The sequence below is a fragment of the Petrotoga sp. Shatin.DS.tank11.9.2.9.3 genome (assembly GCF_003665005.1).
GTDB lineage: Bacteria > Thermotogota > Thermotogae > Petrotogales > Petrotogaceae > Petrotoga > Petrotoga mobilis.
In genome coordinates this window covers 203,176-220,924 of record NZ_JGVT01000007.1, presented here as the reverse complement: position 1 = coordinate 220,924, position 17,749 = coordinate 203,176, and the positions used below count along the sequence as shown (strand labels likewise).

Sequence of the window (17,749 nt, the reverse complement as noted above, 5' to 3'; positions counted from 1 at the left end):
AAAAACAGAAAATTAACCTTCAAAAAGATTCGATATAATTATATATTAGTTAGAGCTTCTTAAGGCAAGTAATTCTAAAAAGCAGGAGGGAAAAATAAATGCCGGAAGTAAAAGAATTTCAAGCAGAAACAAAACAATTGCTCAACTTGATAATAAACTCCATTTACACACACAAAGATATATTTTTAAGAGAGCTGATTTCTAACGCCTCAGACGCTCTTGATAAAATCAGATTCTTATCTTTGAAAGACCCAAGCGTTTTACAAAATGATACTGAATTGCAGATAAAGATTGAAATAGACAAAGACAACAACACTTTGATAGTTGAAGATAACGGTATCGGAATGTCTTATGAAGAGGTAATTGAAAACTTGGGAACTATTGCAAAATCAGGCACCAAAAACTTTCTGAACCAACTAAAACAGGCTCAAATGGAAGACAACCTCTCGGCAGATAAGGAAAACACTGTAATAAACCTAATAGGTCAATTTGGTGTTGGGTTTTATTCGGTATTCATGGTGGCTAAAAAAGTTATTGTAGAAACAAAAAAGTGGGATCAAGATAAAGGTGTAAGATGGGAATCCGATGGAACAGGAACTTATTCAGTTGAAGAATGTGAAAAAGCCAATAGAGGAACTAAGATTACCTTAATATTGAAAGACGATTTAGATGAGGATGAAAATTATTTGGACCAATATAAAATTCAAGAATTAGTCAAAAAACACTCCAACTATATAAAATATCCCATAAAAATGAAATGGGAAGAAGAAGTAGAAGCAGGTAAACAGAAGATAACCGAAAAAATACTTAATTCGATGGTCCCCTTATGGAACAAAAACAAAGAAGAAATATCTCAAAACGAATACAACGAGTTCTACAAAGAACATTTTTACGATTGGAACGATCCTTTCGATGTTATTCATTTCAAAGCTGAAGGAACTACGGTTGAATTCACCGCATTGCTTTATATTCCTTCTAAGTTGCCGTTTACCTTTTTCAGTAAAGATTACAAAAGAGGTTTAAACCTCTATTCAAAGAACGTTTTTATAATGGAAAACTGTGAAGAAGTTCTCCCCGATTATTTAGGTTTCATTAAAGGATTGGTGGACTCTCCAGACTTCTCTTTGAATATCTCAAGAGAAATACTTCAAAAAAACAAACAACTAAAAGTAATAAGAAAAAATATTGAAAGAAAGATATTAGATGCTTTAAAATCAAAACTCGAAAACGAAAGAGAAAAGTACGTAGAATTTTGGAATGAATTTGGAAAGGTTATAAAAGCAGGATTATACCAGAATATACAGGAAAAAGAAAAAGTTCAAGATCTGCTTTTATTCGAAAGTTCTACGTCTGATAAAAATATGGTAACCCTTAAAGAATACATTTCAAGAATGAAAGAAGATCAAGGTAATTACATATATTACGCTGTAGGGGAAAGTAAAGATATTATTGAAAATCTGCCCCAAATGGAATCCTTCAAAGAAAAAGGTTATGAGGTATTGTATTTAACAGATGAAATAGACGAATTTCTCATCAAATTGATGCACGACTATGAAGGAAAAGAATTCAAATCGATCAGCAGTTCAAATGTAAAAATAGATGAGAAATTTAAAGAAAAAGAAGAAGAAAACAAAGACTTACTTCAAAAAATAAAAGAATACCTTAAAGACAAAGTAAAAGATGTTAGACTAACAGATAAATTGAAGGAATCCCCCGCATGTATAGTAAGCGCCAATGAAGCCATCTCCTTAAACATGGAAAAGACCTTAAAAAATTTAGAGCAACTACCATTTGAAGCAGAAAAGATATTAGAGCTAAACCCTGACCACCAAGTATTTAAAATACTAACAGATATATATCAAAAAGATCCCAACTCAGAAGAGATTAAAGATTACGCCGAATTACTTTACAACCAATCTTTGTTACTTGAAGGATTAGAAATCGAAGATAAAGCTACATTTGCAAAACTCATAACAAAGCTAATGATAAAATAAAAAATTAAAGACGCCCCAAATGGGCGTTTTTCATTTTTAAAAAGGTTACAGGGTGAAAGACTATTAAACAGAGTTTTTGAGTTTTTATGGTATAATTGAAGTAATAAGGGAATATTTTGAAGGGGGGTCTCATGCCGAAACCGAAGGAAGCTCTTTTCTTTATTTTTTTATTATTACCTTCATTTTTCTTTGGCTTTTTTATAGATTATGATTCAACCATTAACGCCAATATCGTATTTTTTGAAACGCAAAGTAAGTTTGAAATTTATTCGAACGATTCAAAGACCATTTACAAACTTTTTTTCGAAGGGGAAATCTTTGAGCAAGCTAATTACAAAATTAGTAAAGGACCTGTAAAAGAAGTCTCTTCTTCAAAAAATGTAATTACGATCAAATTTCTTTATCCAATGAACAATTTAGAAATAAAGGACGATAGGATAATTTTTTATGGATATGAACCATACACTTTTCAACAGATAAACTTTGAAAAAATAAAGTTAGATGATGCTATAGACTTGTTGTTTACTTACATTGGCTGGAATTGGATAAAAACGGAAGAATTGCCCGACACTTTTTTCGCTATAAATTCAAATGAAATACACATAGAACATTTTTTAAGAATGCTGAATGAAGTTTATTCATTAAACGCAATCTTTTACGATGAAGATACAGTATTGGTAGGTAAACAAGCTTCGACGTTTGAAAATAATCTGCCTTTATTCATTGAAAATGAAAATATCTCTGAAGAAAGTTCCTCAACCAATTTTATGCTAGCCTCTTCAAAAGAAGATTCTTTAGATAGAAACCAAGAATATTTGCTTTTCTTTGAATCAAAGTATGACCTAACCCGTTTAGAAAAAATCTTTGATTGTAAAGTAGCCTTTTTTGAGGATAATTACTACGCAATCCTTGCCAGAGAAGGCGAAAAAGACCAAATTAACGAACTGATAAATTATTTGAACGAAATTCCAGAAACAAAAGATGTTTTACCTATAACACCACAAGAAATTAGCGAACCATCCACTCCTATTGAAAAGAAAGAAAATTACGAAGATGAAAGTTATGTTGTTTTAACCTCCGTCTACGACATGACATTTTTAGAAGAGATTCTACCTGTAAAGACTTACAAGTTAGACGAACAACATTTCTTTTTAATGGGAAGTAGTGAATCTATAAAAATGGCACAAACAATAAACGAACTTGTTCAACCTCAAATTGCTCCCGACACGTCCAAACCTATAATTAACAAAGAACTCGTTACCATTCCTTTTGAAAAGAGTACAATTTTTGAGAAAGTATTAATCCAGGAGAATATCAAATTTTCAAATATTACAGAGCAGGAAGATTATGTTCTATATATGTTGGAATACGAAGAATCCAAAACAAGCTTTTTGAAAAATATTCTGGATTCATTTCCTTATGAAGAGGGCAACGTTGAAATTTCGTTAAAAGAGTTAATTTCCTTGGTAGCAAAAGCACAATCTATAAATGTTATATCAGATTTTGAAAACGATAAAAAGGTAACCATCAATGACTTTAATTTAGATATGTCATCGTTACAGCCTTATTTGGTATCCCAAGACATTTGGTATGAGAATATCGGGCATAATACCCTTAGATTTTATGAACAGAAAAAACTATTAAAATACGAGATTTTCGTTTTCTCTGGACAAAATGTGGATAGATTCTCTGTGGAAGAGCTCTACTTATTAACTTTACAATTTGATGGTATAATAAATGGTAGCAAAGATAAGGCTTCGTTAATATCAAAACCAGTAATATACGTTAATGAAGGTGGGCGAGCATCGATAAAATCCGTCTTATCGGTTCCCGTATTCGATGAGGAAGGTAAGATAGTATCAAAAATAGAATCAGGTTTTATAATGGAAGTAAGTGGTGAATATGACAATATTACAAAAATGGTCAACACTGAATTAGATATAAGCATAAGCGAATTAAAAAATGAAGATAAAAACATAGTTGATGAAAGAAATATGAGTAGTAAATTCACCATACCCAACGGTGGTTTTATAAAATTAGGTGGGCTTAATTTTACCAGCATAGTTGAAAACGAAACCGGTATTCCTATTTTTAAAGAAATACCAGTAATAGGACAGTTGTTCACTTCGTATGAAAAAACACAAAATGTATACGATTTAGTTATACTCATACATGTTGAAGTATCTAATAAACCTGAAATTGAGAATTATTTCTGAAACATCTGTCTCTCAGGAGGCGATTTGAAATATGGAGAAGGTTAGAAATCCTGTGGTTGCAGGTACTTTTTACCCTTCGAATCCAGAAAAATTAAAAAACCTTCTAAATAGTTTTTTTGGTGATAGTTTTAAAGTAAATACGGAAAAATTAATTCCCCCTATGGGAGCAATAGTACCTCATGCTGGTTACATATATTCTGGAGAAACAGCAGCAAAAGCTTACAAAAAGGTATTTGAGAAAGGTATAGCAAAAAGAGTATTTTTATTAGGGCCTAATCATACAGGATTAGGTTCTAAAATATCAGTTTTCACAAGCGGTAGTTGGAAAACTCCCTTGGGAACGATAAATGTTGACGGAAAAACCGCAGGGAAAATTTTGAAAGAGTTAGACATTTATAACGATGAATCTGCACATTCGAGAGAACATTCATTAGAGGTACAACTACCTTTTCTTCAGTATGCTATAGGAAATGATTTTGAAATTGTACCTATCTGTATGATGGATCAAAGTTTAGAAACCTCCAAAAACCTTGGAGAAATTTTAGCAGACATCATAGAAGAAGGAGATTTGATCATAGCTTCTTCTGACATGAATCATTACGAAAGTCACGAAAAGACGTTGCTAAAAGATGAAAAAGTTATAGAAACATTAAAAAATATGAATCTGCAAGAAATGTATGATACAATAAGAAGATATAATATAAGTATGTGTGGATACGGTCCCGTGGCTGCTCTTTTAAGTATAGGATTTACTGATATTGAAATAATTGACCACACTACGAGTGGCCTAATAAGCGGCGATTATGAAGCGGTAGTTGGATACCTTTCCGCAATAGTTAGTAATTTGCAAAAATAACAAACTACGGAGGTGAACCTCATGTTAATAGAAACAGAATTTGGTACTGTAGATATCAAAAACGATGTTATAAAAGAATTGGTTTATAAGGCTGTTATCGAATCCTACGGCACGGTTGAAATCTCTGGAAAGCAAGGTTTTTTTGATAGGATATCAAGTTTTTGGTCAAAAAGTGAAGATAGAGGAATAAACGTATCAGAAAATGAAGAAAGTATAGTAATTGATCTCTTCCTCGTTTTTGAATATGGCCTTCCCATTAAAAAGGTAGCTCAAAATATACAAGAGAATGTTCACCATAGAGTCACATCTATGCTAAATTTTGATAATATCAAAGTAAATGTGAGCATATCTGGCTTGAAATATTGAGAGAAGGTGTCTGTTGAATGCCCAAGTTTTTGTATGCAAAAGACCTATATTTAGCTCTAAAAAAAGGTGCAGCAGAATTAGCTAAAAACAAAGATGAAATTAACGCCCTTAATGTTTTTCCTGTCCCAGATGGAGACACTGGTAATAATATGTTAGCAGGTATGCTCGAAGCTTGTAAAAGTATGGATGAAGTTGAAGATAAAAACGATATGAAATCTATGATGGAAAGTTTGAGAAGAGGTCTTTTACTAGGAGCAAGGGGTAACTCAGGTGTTATTTTGTCACAAATATTTCGTGGAATAACTGAAATTCTCGAAAAAAAGAAAAGAATCAACACCCAAGATTTTATAAAAGCCCTTCAAAACGCTAAAGATAGAGCTTACAATGCCGTTATGAAACCAGTTGAAGGAACAATGCTGACTTTAATTCGAAGATTGTCAGAAAAGATGGAAGAAAGTATGTCCGAAGAAAAGGATTTTTTGGTTTTTTTCGATGCGATAGTAAAGTATTCATTTGAAATAGTAGAGGAAACCCCAAAATATTTGAAAAAATTACGCGATTCGAATGTTGTGGATGCTGGAGCAAAAGGACTTGCTTACATTTTAAAAGGGATGAATGATGCACTTCACGGCGATATTGAAGTAGAACTTGAGGAATTAGAGTCTGCCACACCTGAACAAATAACAGAAATAGCCTATGAAGAACTAACATACCAGTATTGCACAGAAGCGATAGTAAAATTCCAGAAACAGCCTATACAAAAAAAGACCTTAGAAGAAATAAGGAGCTTTTTGGAAGGTCTCGGAGATTCCATTGTTTTAGTTAATCAGGATGACATATTAAAAACACACATACACACAAATCATCCAGGATTAGTCTTTGAAAAGTTTTTAGAACATGGCGAATTGATCAAAACAAAGATAGACAATATGAAATCACAACATGAACATATTATAGAAAAACAAAAAGAGGGCAAAACAGCCGATATAGAGCAAGCCAAAGTGGCTGTTAACAATAATCTGAATAATAAAAATTGGGGTGTGATTGCAGTCTCTCCAGGAAAAGGTATTTCAGATATCTTTATAAGTTTGGGAGTGGATCAAGTTATTTTTGGAGGTCAAACCACTAACCCTAGTGTAAAAGACATCTCAGATGCGATTAATAAAGTTCCACAAAAAAAGGTGATCATACTCCCCAATAACCCAAATATAATTCTGGCTGCTGAAAAAGCCGCAGAGTTAACTGATAAAGAGATATTGATATTACCTACAAAACACATTCAAGAAGGCATAAGTGCCTTGCTTGGTTTCGATGACAATATGGACAAAGAAGAATTAAAAGAATCCATGATGGGATACGTTAAATCTATCGTCCCGATTGAAGTTACTTATGCGGTTAGGGATTCCACCATTAAGGGTGAAAAGATAAAAAAAGGCGAGTACTTGATATTTCTTGGAAAAGAGTTAAAAGCTCATGGAAAGAACGTTTATAAAGAAACGGAAAAAGTTTTAGAGGAACTAATAAAAAAAGGTTATGAAATCATTACCATAATTTACGGTGAAGGTGCCAAAAAAGAAAAGATCGATCAACTAGTAAAAAATCTGACCCAAAAATACGCCAATATAGAGATAGAAATTCACAACGGTGGGCAGAGACATTATCCACTGCTTATTTCCGTTGAGTAAAATCTGACAAATAATAAACAATTAATTCTGCTGGAAGAATGGAGGATTTGATTTGTACATTCAAGATGTGATTATGAACTTAGAAAAATTTTGGTCCGATTTTGGATGTGTTATAGACCAACCTTACGATATAGAGATGGGGGCAGGGACATACAGTCCTGCCACTTTTTTTAGATCTTTTGGGGCAAATGAATGGAGAGTTGCCTATACTCAACCTTGTAGAAGGCCAACAGACGGTAGATACGGTGAAAACCCAAATAGAATGCAACGATTTTATCAATACCAGGTAGTTCTCAAACCTTCACCCAAAGACGTCCAAGATCTATATATTAGGTCTTTGGAATCTTTAGGGATATCCCCTAAGGAACATGACATAAGGTTCGTAGAAGATAATTGGGAATCTCCTACTTTAGGAGCGTGGGGGGTTGGATGGGAAGTATGGTTAGATGGTATGGAGATCACTCAGTTCACGTACTTTCAACAGATGGGAGGCATCCCATTAACTTATATTCCCGTTGAACTTACGTATGGAATTGAGAGAATAGCTATGTATTTACAGAACATCGACAACGTTTATGAAACTAAATGGAATAAAAATGTAAAATACAAAGACATATACAAAGAAAACGAAAGGCAGTTTTCTTACTATAATTTTGAAGAAGCTGATATAGATATGCTTAAAACACTTTACAATATGTATAAAAAAGAATTTCAAAGGCTAATTGCAAAACAATTATATTTACCTGCATACGACTATTTAGCAAAATCAGCACATGTATTCAACTTAATGGACGCAAGAAATGCCATTGGAGTTAACGAAAGGCATCAATACATACTGGATATAAGGAATATGGCGAAAAGCTGTGCAAAACTATATATCGACAGTTCAAATGCGGAGGTAATTGATGTTGAATAGGGCAATTTTTGAAATAGGTGTTGAAGATTTACCCCCATCAGAATTTGATAATATACTAACTCAATTGGAAGAAGGATTAAAAAAATCCTTGGAAAAAAATGATTTGAATTTTTTGTCTATGAATATCTTCATTTCCCCTCGTAGGTTTGGAGCTTACATCGTGGGCCTTCCAGATAAACAGCCCGATAAAAAAGAAAAAAGAAAAGGTCCTCCAAAAAAGATTTGCTTCGATGAAAATAACCAACCTACAAAAGCACTCGAAGGTTTTGCAAAAGGCCAAGGTGTTCAGGTAAAAGATGTAAAATTTGAAAATAATGACGGCGCAGAATACGCATATATAGAGTTTGTTAAAGCGGGAGAGCCTACCAAAATTATTTTACAAAATATCATTCCAGAATTGATAGCCAACATGAATTTTGCCAAAAGTATGAGGTGGGGAAAAGGTAACTACACCTTTGTAAGACCGGTACATTGGATCTTAGGTTTGTACAACAGAGAGATTCTAGAATTCGAAATATTCGATGAAAAATCCTCCAACAAAAGTTATGGCCATCGTTTTTTTGGCGAAGAGATAATAATTACAAATCCTCAAACTTTCTTTAGTGAATTAAAAAAGAACTATGTAATCCCTCTATATGAAGAAAGAATAGAAGTAATAGAGAGAGAAATTCAAGAGCTAGAAGATGAACATAATATCAAGATTTCTTTGGAAGAGCACGAGGATTTAATTCGAGAAATTGCCAAAATGACAGAATTCCCCAAAGGGGTAGTTGGAAGTTTTGATGAAAAATATCTTTTTCTACCACCAGAAATCATCATTGTCACTGTAAGACACCATCAAAGAAGTTTTGTGGCGATGAAAGATGGAAAGGTAATCAACAAATACATAGCTTTCCAGGACGGATTTGGCAGAAAAAGCAACGTTACTAATGGCTATACTAGAGTAATAAACGCAAGATTAGACGATGCGGCTTTTTACTATGAAGACGACTTAAAAACGGATATACAGAAAAGGCTTGAAGATTTAAAGAGTATTACTTATCAAGTAGAATTAGGAAATTACAGAGAAAAATGTGAGCGAATATCAACACTCAGTTCCAAAATTGCCGAAAAACTTGGTTTTGAAAATTTAGATGTAGTTAAAAGAGCCGGCTTGTTATGTAAAATTGACATCCCTTCAAAAGTTGTATATGAATTTCCTGAATTGCAAGGAATTATGGCAAGAATCTATTTGAAACACAAAGGAGAAAATGAAGATGTTTTCTTAACAGCCGAAGAACACTACAAACCTCTTTCGGAAAATGATGAAATATCTCAAAATTTAGTTGCTAATATCGTCTCCATAGCGGACAAAATAGATGACCTAATCGGATATTTTGGTATAGGAAAGATCCCTTCAGGATCAAAAGATCCTTTTGCATTGAGAAGAAAAGCTTTTGGAATCTTAAGAATTTTGATATCGATGGAATGGGACCTGAACCTTAAAGAACTTATCGACTTATCAGAAAAAGTGTTCGCCGAAAGTGGGAAATCTAACATATCTATAAAACCTGTAGAAGTTGAGTTAAAAAGTTTCTTATCCAACCGTTTAGGAACCATCTTAGAAAGAGAAAACATAACCGCAGAGGCAATAAATTCGGTTTTAATAAATGTATATAAACCTTTAAGAGCTTACTTGGCTGCCAAATCATTGGATAAGTTTATAAAAAAAGAAGAATTTCAAGATTTTATTACAGCGTTTCAAAGGGTAAACAACATTTCAAAAAACCATTATTCCCAAGAATATCATGGCAGACTATTCGTAGAAGAAGAGGAAAAAACGTTATTTCAAAAATATTTGGAAGTGAAGTCTCAATTTGAAAACTGTTTGAAAAAATTAGATTACGATGGGGCGATTGAAAGCTTAATCTCTTTAAAAGAAAATATTGACAGATATTTTGATAACATTTTTGTTATGTCTGAAGATGAATCTATAAGAAGCAATAGACTAGGTTTTTTAAAATCTTTATCAGCGCTGTTTTATGAAATTGGAGACGTGGAAAAATTATACAAAGGCTAAATTTTAAGATAAGGCGTGTTTAAACAATGGATTTACTTTACTATGAAAATTTTAAAAGTTGCAGTTATTTCGTTCCTACCTATAAAAGACAAGGTTCATACTTTGATATTAATATAAATGGTTTGAACGTTGAAGCTAATTATGAAAGCATCAACAACGGTGTAGTAAAAATCATTAGAATGGGGAACAATTTTAAAAAATCTTATTGGTTACATATATATACCGTATATAAATATTTCAAAGATAAGGGTGAACCTATAAAAAGAATTGTTTTAGAAACATCCAATGGAAGTTATGAAATAAATGTTTCAGATATTCTTTTAAGAGAAAAATGGATAACGAAAGAACTTAACGATCTTAAATCAACTAAAAAAGTCCATGGGCCACATTGTAAATTCTGCAAAATTAAAAACCAATGCCATTTGGAATTTTTAAGGGAAGGAGATTATTCCATAGTCCCTAACTTAAGTAAATCTATGGTTGAGGATTTAAAAAATATGAATTTGGAACCATTGACAGTTATAAAAACCAATCAAATAGAAAAATTGGACAAAAGATTCAAAAAACCTTTATACAATCTAAAATCTCTAATTGAAAACCAAGTTTACGTTATTGATGAGCATTCTTTTCCACAAGATTATATAGTCTTTGACGTAGAAACTTACTTAAACAAAGACTTTTTATTCGGATTTTTGGAAAACGAAACTTACGTTCCTTTCTTTTTAGAAAAAAACACATACAAAATCGCTGCAAAAATGGTAGATTTCCTGTATGAAAAAGACAAAGTGCTATTGCATTACGATAAAAATGATCTCACAGCCTTAAAAAAACTTTCATCTAAATATCCTCTATTGAGAGATAAATTAAGTAAAATTTCCTCAAAAACGTGTGATCTATACGAAATAATAAGAAAAAATTACAGTTTACCCGTTGTCTCTTATTCATTAAAAGATATAAGTAAATACTTTGGTTTTAATTGGAAAACAGAGTTAAATGGTTTTGCGGTTATACTCGAGTACAAAAGTTATCTGAACGGCAATAGAAATGCTTTGAAAAATATTTTTAAATACAATGAAGATGATTGTAGAGCTACAAAATTAGTATTAGAAAGCCTTAGGGCCATTTAGTACGTTCATAAACCCTCTAAATAAGACCTATGTATGGTTTATCCAATGCTGTACATAAGTCTTTTTTAATGTTAGTATAAACAATTCTAAAAATTATATAGAAGGAGCTAATAGTATCTATGAAAGATTTATGGAATTTATTTATAACTTTTGCTCGAATCGGGAGCCTAACTTTTGGTGGTGGCTACGCAATGTTACCAATGATTCAAGAGGAAGTCGTTAAAAAACACAATTGGGCAACCGATGAGGAGGTAATTGACTATTATGCCATCGGTCAAAGTACGCCTGGAATAATTGCTATAAATACAGCTACTTTCGTAGGTTACAAATTAAAAGGGGTAGTGGGAGGAATATTTGCTACATTAGGGATGGTCTTCCCTTCTATCGTAATAATAACCATTATTGCCATATTTTTCGAACAATTTCAAGATTTGCAAATAGTACAACATGCTTTCGGTGGTATTAGGGTAGTTGTAGTTGCACTAATGTTGAACGCTATAATAAATATGTGGAAAAAGTCTGTCAAAGATTACATAGGTATAATTATATTTTCAGTTGCTTTTATTGTTGTTGCTTTCTTAAAATTATCCCCATTTGTAGTTGTGATAACATCTTTCATAGTCGGATTGATTATACAGCAAAATAGGATAGAACCGCCCCAAAAGGGGTCCAAGGATGATAGAAAGTGAATTACATTACACTCTTTTTTGAATTCTTTAAAATAGGACTTTTTTCTATAGGTGGAGGTTTGGCAACTATACCTTTTCTTCAAGATCTAGCTCGTAAGTATGATTGGTTAACCCTTAATGACTTAGCTGATTATATAGCTATATCCGAATCTACGCCGGGACCTATTGGAATAAACACAGCTACATTTGTTGGTTATAACTTCGGAGGTATTTTTGGTGGTATAATAGCTGTACTGGGGATAGTGACACCTTCAATAATAATTATTACTATAATTGCCCATTACTTTCAAAGGTTCAATGAAAAACCATTTATACAAAATGGATTTTATGCTTTAAGACCGGCAGTGGTGGGGCTGATAGGTGCCGCAACATATGAAGTAGCAAAAGTTTCCTTGTTTCATCTTGAAAGACTTTCAGAAACTCAAACTTTTGTTTCTATTTTCAATTTCAAGGCTATAATATTGTTTATAATCATCATTTATCTAATGGAACGGTTTAAAAAGCATCCTGTAGTTTATTTGGCTTTAGGAGCGGCTGTGGGAATAATTTTTAAGTTTTAACTTGGTAAATTGGTTAAATAACTTTGGTACAAGCACCTAAACGGTAGGAGGATATTTTATGAAAAAAGGAATGCTTATTGTAATAGAATCTGGGACAGACGCAAGTGGCAAAGCCACGCAAGCAGAAATATTATCACAAAGATTAAAAGATGAAAAAATTAAGGCATACAAAGTTGAATTTCCAAATTACAAAAGTGACTCTTCCGCTTTGATAAAAATGTATTTAAAAGGTGAATTTGGGGAAAACCCTGAAGCAATAAATCCATACGCTGCTTCCACATTTTTTGCCGTGGACCGATTCGCAACTTATCAAAAAGAATTGAAACCCTTATATGAATCTGGTGGAATTTTAATATCCGATAGGTACACAACCTCCAACATGATATATCAATCTTCAAAATTCGAAAATCAAAGTGAAAAAGATGAATTTTTAGAATGGCTTTGGGATTTGGAATTCAACAAATTTAATTTGCCAAAACCCGACTACGTAATATTTTTAGATATTCCTCCTAAAATAAGTATAGAATTGTTGAAAAAAAGAAAGGAAAAGATAATAGATCTAACCGGAAAAGATATCCACGAAAAAAACATCGAGTACATAAACAAAACATACGAAAATGCAAAATATATCGCCCAGAAGTACAACTGGAAGATAATAAACTGTTTAAAAGAAAATGGAGAATTAAAATCAATCGAAGAAATTCACGAAGAGATCTACTCTATATGGCAAAACATAAGAGATTTAGGAGAAGTATAAAATGGCTTTTGCTATAATTTTCAAATTTGGATTTTGGACTTTTTTTGTATTAATATATTCATTTGTTGCTACGACTGTTGTCATCTTAGAAAGAAAAAGACCCGAAAAAACCATAAGTTGGCTTCTAATTTTTGCCGTAATCCCACTTATAGGATTTGTAATCTATCTTTTTTTTGGAAGAAACTGGAAAAGAAGAAAGCTTACCAGCGATATTTATTTGGATTCAGAGCCTACTTTGTCACAAGAAGAAAAAAATTGGCTAATTAAGGTACTTGGAGAAAATGATACTCAATATTTGCAACTAATTAATCTTTTAAAAAAGAACTCTAAATCGCCTTTATTCTTGGGAAACGACATAGAAATTTTTAAAAATGGGAAAGAAAAATTCGCCTCTTTCTTTAAAGAAATTGAAAATGCTAAAGAATCTATCCATTTGGAGTACTATATTGTAAAAGATGATGAAACAGGCAAAAAGCTCAAAGATCTCTTGGTAAAAAAGGCTAAAGAGGGCGTAGAAATTAAATTTATTATGGATAAAATAGGTTCGGGGCGTCTAAAGAAAAGCTATATAAAGCAATTAGAAAATGCAGGAGTTGAAATTGCTTTTTATAGCTATTTTTTATCCCCAGTACTTAAATTTGTTAATACCCAAGTGAATTACAGAAATCACAGAAAAATAGCTATAATTGACTCTGAAATCGGCTTCATCGGAGGAATAAACATTGGAAATGAATACATTGGTAAAAGTAGTTTGGGGTATTGGAGAGATCTTCATTTAAAAGTTAGGGGAGAGGCTGTAAACGGACTTCAAAAAATTTTCTTTGAAGACTATCAAACAATTGTAAAGGCAGAGAGAAAAAAAGAAAAAATAGATCCTAGTAAATACTTTAAAAAACAAGAGAGAAAAGGAGACTCATTAATACAAATAGCGGTGAGTGGCCCAGAATCAGAAAATTCATCGATAATGCAAACCATCCATAAGATGATTACTATTGCTAAAGACCATATATACATAGCTACCCCGTACTTCATTCCAGATGATAGCATTCTTTCGGCTTTGAAAATAGCTGCGCTTTCGGGTATTAAAGTAAAAATCTTATTTCCAGGAAAGATGGATCATTTTTTAGTCTATTTTGCTTCAAGAACGTATTTGGAGGAAATTATAAAATACGGTGTTGAAGTATATTTTTACAAAAAAGATCGATTCATACATTCTAAATTCGTATCCATAGATGGTTTAATATCGACCGTTGGAACAGCAAATATAGATATTCGAAGTTTTGAACTGAATTACGAGGCAAATCTCTTAATATACGATAGGGAAAAAACTCAACAAATAGAAGATATTTTTCTTGAAGATTTAAAAATCAGTTCCCACATTTCTCAAAATTACTTCAATAATCAACCTTTCCCTATAAAATTTACAGAAGCATTCAGCCGGATTTTCTCCAATCTTTTGTAAAAATTAAAATTTTTACTTGACAATCCTTATTGATTGTTGTATAATTTGAAAAATTAAATTTCAATTAAGCGAGGGTTACTATGAAAAAAATTTCATTACGATTATTAACAAATCCCCTCAATACTTTAGAATCAAAAAATAATCAATATTTCTACTTTTGGTATTGGAAAGACACCCAACTTGGTGCCTTCCATTACCTATTAGCTAGCAAGTAGGTATAAGAAGAAACAAGTGGGTGTCTACGAAAAAAGTAGACACCTTTTTTTATAATAAATACGGGAAAAAACAAAATCTCCAGGAGGTGTGAGGGTATGAAAAAAGTATTAACAACGGTGGTCATTGTTTTTCTATTCACATTTACTTTTGGTGTAAAGATAGGTATCACACAAATCGTGGAACACCCCGCTTTAAACAAGATTTATCAGGGAGTAATTGATTATCTTGAAGATTCCGGTGTAAATTTTGAGTATGAGCATCAAAGCGCTCAAGGTAGCTTTCAAAATGCAATAACTATAGCTAACAAGTTCAAAACAGACGTAGATATAATAGTTGCAATAGCTACACCTTCCGCTCAAGCAGCTGCGACGGAAATAAAAGACAAGCCCGTGGTATTCAGCGCAGTTACGGATCCAATCAGTGCAGGTTTGATCCCCAAATTTGGTAAAAATCCAGGAAACGTTGTAGGAGTAAGCGATATGGTCCCTGTTGAAACTCATGTAAACCTTATGAGAACCATATTTCCTGATGCTAAAAATTTGGCAATTCTTTACAATACCGGAGAAGCTAACTCGGTTTTTTTAGCAGATCAAACTAAGAAATTTGCACCTCAACTTGGATTCAATGTTATAGAAATTACTGGAACGAACGCCAATGAACTTGTAACTTCCTTAAATGCCCAGGCAAGCAGGATAGATGTTGCCTATCTATACACAGATAATTTGGTTGCTTCATCAGCTGAAATCTTAGGCCAAGTATTTGAAAAGAACGAGATTCCGGTAGTTGCAGGTGACATTGATATTGCAAGAAAAACATCAGTTTTAGGTTTTGGCTTTGATTATTATCAAGTAGGAATAGAAACGGGAAAAATTGTCCTTGATCTCATAAACGGCAAAAAACCTTATGAAATCGAATCTAAGATAGTAGGAGCAGATGCTCTAACCTTTTATATAAATTTGGATAGAGCCCAGAATTTAGATGTAAATATACCTCAACAATTTTTAGATATTGCAGATGAAATAGTAGATACACTATGATCGAGACAGAATTTTAGGAGGAAAATTATGGATTTAGTGGGTATATTAGAACAAGGATTAATAGCCTCCCTAGTTGCGATGGGCGTGTTTATAAGTTTCAGAGTCATCGACCTCCCAGATTTAACGCCTGATGGATCTTATGTATTGGGAGGAGCGGTAACCGTTGCGTTTATGTACGCTGGCCTGCCTTGGATACTGTGTATGATTCTTGGTGGTTTAATGGCTGGTTTTTTTGGGATAATAACCGCTCTGATACATAACAAATTAAAAGTCAATTCCTTGTTAGCCAGCATATTGGTTATGACCATGCTCTATTCGATAAACATAAGGGTCATGAATGGACCGAACGTTTCTGTTCCTAAAGAAATAACCGCACAACAAGAGGCACAATACACAGAAAAAACAAAGTTAGATGACCTTTTAGGCATGAGTAGCTTAAATGAAAGTCAACCTAATTTACAAACAAACGAAACCAAAAAAACCTTATCTCCATTTAGAGAAAACTCTGGATATAATTCTACCATCCTAATAGCTTCGATAGTATTTGTATCTGCTCTTCTAACAATAATCTTTTTGAGAACCGAATTAGGGATTGCACTCAGGGGATACGGAGGTAACAAGGCAGGAATCAAAAACCTTGGTATGAACCCTGAAATTATGAGTATAATCGGATTATTTTTAGGAAATTTCTTCGCAGGGTTGTCAGGATCCTTGTTCTCAATGTACGGTGGATTTTCAGATGTAAATATGGGACAAGGTATAGTTGTAACTTCTTTAGCGGCGGTTATTTTGGGAGAGATCATATTTGGTAGGTTTAATTTGTTCTATAACATGTTATGCCCCATCATTGGAGCTGTTGTCTATCAATTTTTACTGGCATTAGCCATGAGATATGGTTACATAATCGGCTTCCAATCAAGCGATATGAAACTAATAACCGCGTTGTTCATAATAATAGTAATTGGATTGAGGAGGGTAGAATTTAAAAAATGGTTGAGCTTAAAAACATCAGAGTAGTATACAATAAAAATCAAGTTAATGAAAAAAAAGCATTGGACAAATTTGAGTTAAGTATTAAAAAGGGAGAATTCGTCACTATCATAGGTCCAAACGGTGCAGGGAAGACGACGCTTCTTAAAGTCTTGACCGGTGAAGTGGTGTTAGATCAAGGAAGTTTTACATTAAATAATAAGAGCATAAAAAGAACCAAGCCCTACAAACTCTTTAGAAATGTTGGTATAGTGTATCAAGAACCTGATAGAGGTGTATTTCCCGATCTAACCCTTGAAGAAAATTTGATCTTGGGCTCTAAAAAAGGCAACAGATTCTTTTCATTCGGAAAATACGAAGGATTAGAATTGTTGAAATCTTTAAACATGGGATTAGAAAAGAGGCTTAAAACAAAAGTCAGAGAATTTTCCGGAGGCCAAAAACAGGCTCTCGCCATGGTCCTTGCTTCTATAACAAAGCCTGATCTTCTGCTACTAGACGAGCATACCGCTGCTCTTGATCCCCAAAATGTTGAAAAGGTGATGGAACTAACTATGAGGATAAATGAGGAGCTAGGACTAACCATCATAATGGTCACGCACAATATGAAAATTGTAGAAAAATATTCAAGTAGAATAGTGGAAGTCAAAGACGGTAAAGTTACAAAAGATTTTGTGTACGAAAAAATACACAACAAAGAAGAATTTAAAAAAATCACGGCTAATTAACAAATAGAATAATTTTAACTTATCTTCAAGACGCTCTATGCTATAGAGCGTCTTTACTTTTTAATCAATAATATAATTATGGTATAATATT

At 32.8% G+C, this 17,749-nt stretch carries 15 protein-coding genes; all 15 read left to right on the top strand.

Annotation, left to right across the window (positions count from 1 at the left end):
• Positions 1-98: 98 nt before the first annotated feature.
• The 15 genes from htpG to BZ25_RS09090 all read left to right on the top strand — a co-directional run bounded on the left by htpG (position 99) and on the right by BZ25_RS09090 (position 17,658).
• Entirely contained in the window at positions 99-1,994 is a 1,896-nt protein-coding gene (htpG, locus tag BZ25_RS09160; RefSeq protein ID WP_121515053.1) for a molecular chaperone HtpG, read from the top strand.
• 131 nt (positions 1,995-2,125) lie between these two features.
• Positions 2,126-4,210: a hypothetical protein gene (locus BZ25_RS09155; protein WP_121515054.1), complete on the top strand. Its 2,085-nt coding sequence runs from the start codon at positions 2,126-2,128 to the stop codon at positions 4,208-4,210.
• A gap of 31 nt (positions 4,211-4,241) precedes the next feature.
• The gene (gene amrB, locus BZ25_RS09150; RefSeq protein ID WP_121515055.1) at positions 4,242-5,066 is read left to right on the top strand and encodes an AmmeMemoRadiSam system protein B; all 825 of its coding nucleotides are present in this window, start codon (positions 4,242-4,244) and stop codon (positions 5,064-5,066) included.
• Between the two features lie 21 nt (positions 5,067-5,087).
• A complete protein-coding gene (locus BZ25_RS09145; RefSeq protein WP_012208909.1) occupies positions 5,088-5,432 on the top strand; it encodes an Asp23/Gls24 family envelope stress response protein in 345 nt (114 codons plus the stop codon).
• A gap of 17 nt (positions 5,433-5,449) precedes the next feature.
• Positions 5,450-7,117: a DAK2 domain-containing protein gene (locus BZ25_RS09140; protein WP_121515056.1), complete on the top strand. Its 1,668-nt coding sequence runs from the start codon at positions 5,450-5,452 to the stop codon at positions 7,115-7,117.
• Positions 7,118-7,169: 52 nt separating this feature from the next.
• Entirely contained in the window at positions 7,170-8,033 is an 864-nt protein-coding gene (locus tag BZ25_RS09135) for a glycine--tRNA ligase subunit alpha (RefSeq protein WP_012208911.1), read from the top strand.
• Positions 8,023-10,092: a glycine--tRNA ligase subunit beta gene (gene glyS / locus BZ25_RS09130; protein ID WP_121515057.1), complete on the top strand. Its 2,070-nt coding sequence runs from the start codon at positions 8,023-8,025 to the stop codon at positions 10,090-10,092. The genes BZ25_RS09135 and glyS overlap by 11 nt, the downstream gene beginning before the upstream one ends.
• 26 nt (positions 10,093-10,118) lie before the next feature.
• Positions 10,119-11,219 (top strand): TM0106 family RecB-like putative nuclease, encoded by a 1,101-nt coding sequence (locus tag BZ25_RS09125; protein ID WP_121515058.1) that lies wholly within the window; start codon positions 10,119-10,121, stop codon positions 11,217-11,219.
• Positions 11,220-11,338: 119 nt separating this feature from the next.
• Entirely contained in the window at positions 11,339-11,908 is a 570-nt protein-coding gene (locus BZ25_RS09120) for a chromate transporter (RefSeq protein WP_121515059.1), read from the top strand.
• Entirely contained in the window at positions 11,905-12,468 is a 564-nt protein-coding gene (locus BZ25_RS09115; protein ID WP_121515060.1) for a chromate transporter, read from the top strand. The genes BZ25_RS09120 and BZ25_RS09115 overlap by 4 nt, the downstream gene beginning before the upstream one ends.
• A gap of 58 nt (positions 12,469-12,526) precedes the next feature.
• The gene (tmk, locus tag BZ25_RS09110; protein ID WP_121515061.1) at positions 12,527-13,225 is read left to right on the top strand and encodes a dTMP kinase; all 699 of its coding nucleotides are present in this window, start codon (positions 12,527-12,529) and stop codon (positions 13,223-13,225) included.
• A 1-nt stretch (position 13,226) separates the two neighbouring features.
• Positions 13,227-14,687, top strand: coding sequence for a cardiolipin synthase (gene cls / locus BZ25_RS09105; protein WP_121515062.1), 1,461 nt, complete (start codon positions 13,227-13,229; stop codon positions 14,685-14,687).
• A 311-nt stretch (positions 14,688-14,998) separates the two neighbouring features.
• Positions 14,999-15,940, top strand: a complete 942-nt coding sequence (locus BZ25_RS09100) for an ABC transporter substrate-binding protein (RefSeq protein WP_121515063.1) — start codon at positions 14,999-15,001, stop codon at positions 15,938-15,940.
• A gap of 27 nt (positions 15,941-15,967) precedes the next feature.
• On the top strand, positions 15,968-16,957 hold the full coding sequence (locus BZ25_RS09095) for an ABC transporter permease (RefSeq protein WP_121515064.1): 990 nt from the start codon (positions 15,968-15,970) through the stop codon (positions 16,955-16,957).
• Entirely contained in the window at positions 16,930-17,658 is a 729-nt protein-coding gene (locus tag BZ25_RS09090; RefSeq protein ID WP_121515065.1) for an ABC transporter ATP-binding protein, read from the top strand. Before BZ25_RS09095 ends, BZ25_RS09090 begins: the two co-directional genes overlap by 28 nt.
• The last annotated feature ends 91 nt before the right edge of the window (positions 17,659-17,749 follow it).

Coding starts and splice junctions, on each gene's coding strand:
- amrB (WP_121515055.1), top strand. CDS start 4,242: ATGGAGAAGGTTAGAAATCCTGTGGTTGCAGGTACTTTTTACCCTTCG.
- BZ25_RS09155 (WP_121515054.1), top strand. CDS start 2,126: ATGCCGAAACCGAAGGAAGCTCTTTTCTTTATTTTTTTATTATTACCT.
- cls (WP_121515062.1), top strand. CDS start 13,227: ATGGCTTTTGCTATAATTTTCAAATTTGGATTTTGGACTTTTTTTGTA.
- htpG (WP_121515053.1), top strand. CDS start 99: ATGCCGGAAGTAAAAGAATTTCAAGCAGAAACAAAACAATTGCTCAAC.
- BZ25_RS09140 (WP_121515056.1), top strand. CDS start 5,450: ATGCCCAAGTTTTTGTATGCAAAAGACCTATATTTAGCTCTAAAAAAA.
- BZ25_RS09125 (WP_121515058.1), top strand. CDS start 10,119: ATGGATTTACTTTACTATGAAAATTTTAAAAGTTGCAGTTATTTCGTT.
- BZ25_RS09090 (WP_121515065.1), top strand. CDS start 16,930: ATGGTTGAGCTTAAAAACATCAGAGTAGTATACAATAAAAATCAAGTT.
- BZ25_RS09145 (WP_012208909.1), top strand. CDS start 5,088: ATGTTAATAGAAACAGAATTTGGTACTGTAGATATCAAAAACGATGTT.
- BZ25_RS09120 (WP_121515059.1), top strand. CDS start 11,339: ATGAAAGATTTATGGAATTTATTTATAACTTTTGCTCGAATCGGGAGC.
- glyS (WP_121515057.1), top strand. CDS start 8,023: ATGTTGAATAGGGCAATTTTTGAAATAGGTGTTGAAGATTTACCCCCA.
- BZ25_RS09095 (WP_121515064.1), top strand. CDS start 15,968: ATGGATTTAGTGGGTATATTAGAACAAGGATTAATAGCCTCCCTAGTT.
- BZ25_RS09100 (WP_121515063.1), top strand. CDS start 14,999: ATGAAAAAAGTATTAACAACGGTGGTCATTGTTTTTCTATTCACATTT.
- tmk (WP_121515061.1), top strand. CDS start 12,527: ATGAAAAAAGGAATGCTTATTGTAATAGAATCTGGGACAGACGCAAGT.